The 2,329-nt window shown below is 47.2% G+C and carries 1 protein-coding gene; it reads left to right on the plus strand.

The features are described from left to right. The coding region (locus AC1DPQ_RS25170; RefSeq protein WP_477611233.1) for an FtsW/RodA/SpoVE family cell cycle protein at positions 1-2,329 on the plus strand (2,329 nt) is incomplete at both ends.

Below are 2,329 nucleotides of genomic sequence, written 5' to 3' on the forward strand. Positions count from 1 at the left end.
GTACAAAACCTTGATGAAAATACTGCCTTCGCATTTGAACAGCGTCCACATACGATAAAGCTTTTCTCTACCAGGGACTTCAATATCCTCAAAAAGGAAAAATCACTGATCATCAGAACACCCGACGAATTCAACAAGTGGTTTATGATCATCTGCGGAAGCCTGATCGGTGGATTTTTACTTGTCCACTTGATCCTGTCATGGAAATTCAGCACTGCCGATCAGGTGATATTGCCCGTAGTGATGATGCTTACTGGCATATCATTCCTGATGCTGCTGAGTTTGCAGGATCCGCTGCGCGACCGTTTTTTAGCTAAAGATTCCCTTTTATATCTGCTCATGGGTTTCGGGGGCATTTTATTGATACTGTGTATTAAACTGCGCCGTTTCAATACCGATACCTGGCTTTACCGCCTGCTTTTATTTAAGAACATCCGATCGGCCGCAAACGGCTGGCCCTGGGCCCTGGCCGCCATTGGATTGCTGGCACTCACTATCTTATTCGGAACCGGGCCAGAAGGAAGTGGTGTAAAGGTAAACCTGTTCGGATTTCAGCCCAGTGAAGTAGTAAAGTATCTGATCATTTTTTTTCTTGCAGGATTTTTTGCCGTAAACGAGAAACTGATCAGTGAATATATGAGCTGGAAAAAAAGATGGTCATTTTTCTCCTTTGCCCTATTGGCGATACTGTTAACCCTCATGTTATTTCTGATATTGGGAGACCTTGGTCCGGCGATGGTGGTTTGTTTCACCTTTATTATACTGTTTTCATTCTCGCGGGGCGATTTTATGTTCATGGCAGGCGCTATCGTGTTATACGTATTGGCCTCATGGATTTTTGAAAACGTATGGATATCCACTGCGATTACCTTGCTTTTGGTCGGTACGCTGATGTTTTTCGGGCGCAGGCAGCTCAGTGAGTCCGCCATCATGGTGCTGGTGATCATGTCGGCCTTTTTAACGATTGATCAGATTCCATATCTGGACCGCGTATTTCCTGGTCCGGTACAACGCCTGGGGGATCGCAAAGCCATCTGGCAGGATGCCTGGAACAATGAAGTGTATGGCGGCGACCAGGTGGCCAATGGCCTGTGGGCCATGTCTACAGGTGGCGCGACAGGGCAGGGCGTGGGGCAGGGCTTTGCCAAAACCATTCCTGAAGCACATACCGATATGATCTTACCTTCGATAGGTGAAGAATTTGGATTAACGGGCATATTGTGCATCTTCCTGCTGTTCCTGTTGTACCTTCATCGATCCATTATTATCGGGAGGAGGACCGGATCACCATTTCTCTTTTATTTAAGTGCAGGGGTCGGCGTATCCACCTTTGTACAGTTCCTGCTCATAGCAGGTGGTTCTACCGGAGCGCTACCGCTATCTGGGGTATCCCTGCCCTTTCAAAGTTATGGGGGATCATCACTCGTACTCAATTTTTTAGCCGCCGGATTTTTGATGTCAGTATCTGCTGTCCGTGGCAGTGAAGTACAGATGCAGTACATCGCCAAAGCGCAGGACAAAAACCTGGTGCCGGCCCTAATTGCCGCCTGTTTGGGCATCCTGCTATTGGGCGTTAATGTAGCGGGCTATGTACTTAACAACCGGAAATGGGTAGTACAGCCAGCCTTGGTAGCCGACCGTAGCGGCGCGAGAATGTTCAGTTACAATCCCCGGATCGCAATATTGATGAGCCGTTTAAAAGCCGGAACCATACACGACCGCAAGGGAATTTTAATGGCAACCAGCAACGTCGACAGTGTGAAGGCGCAACATTTTAAGCTCATCGGTGCGGGTATCCCGAATTACAATCTCGATTCTGCGGTACATCAACGTTTAGACCGGTATTATCCTTTCGAAGAACAATTGTTTTTTTGGACAGGTGATGCAAATTCAGGCATATTTAATGGAAGTGTTAATGGCTATTTTGCCGATTATGAGCACGCGGCCGAACTCCGCGGCTTTAAACTGCCTCTAAAGAGCTTTACAGTTCTTGCAAATAGATACAGTGAAAACCGTTTCCTGGCACGGGGAGTTAAGGAAATGACGGTCGTGAAAAAAGATTACGCCGCACTTTCTCCGTTACTCCTTGCCGGAATCAGCAGCAAAGAGGTGGAAGATTTTAAAAATAAAAACCGCGATGTACAATTAACCGTGGATGCCGGTCTGCAGACCAAGATTCAAAAGTCCATTGCCCGTGACACTTCATTATCGGATAACCGGGTTTCTGTAGTGATCATGGAAGCAAGTTCTGGTGATGTCCTTACTTCAGCAGTATATCCGCTGCCACCCATACATGATTGGGAACGGCTGACCATGACCAATGCAGAAC

The organism is Pedobacter sp. 01T416_2 (assembly GCF_056398925.1).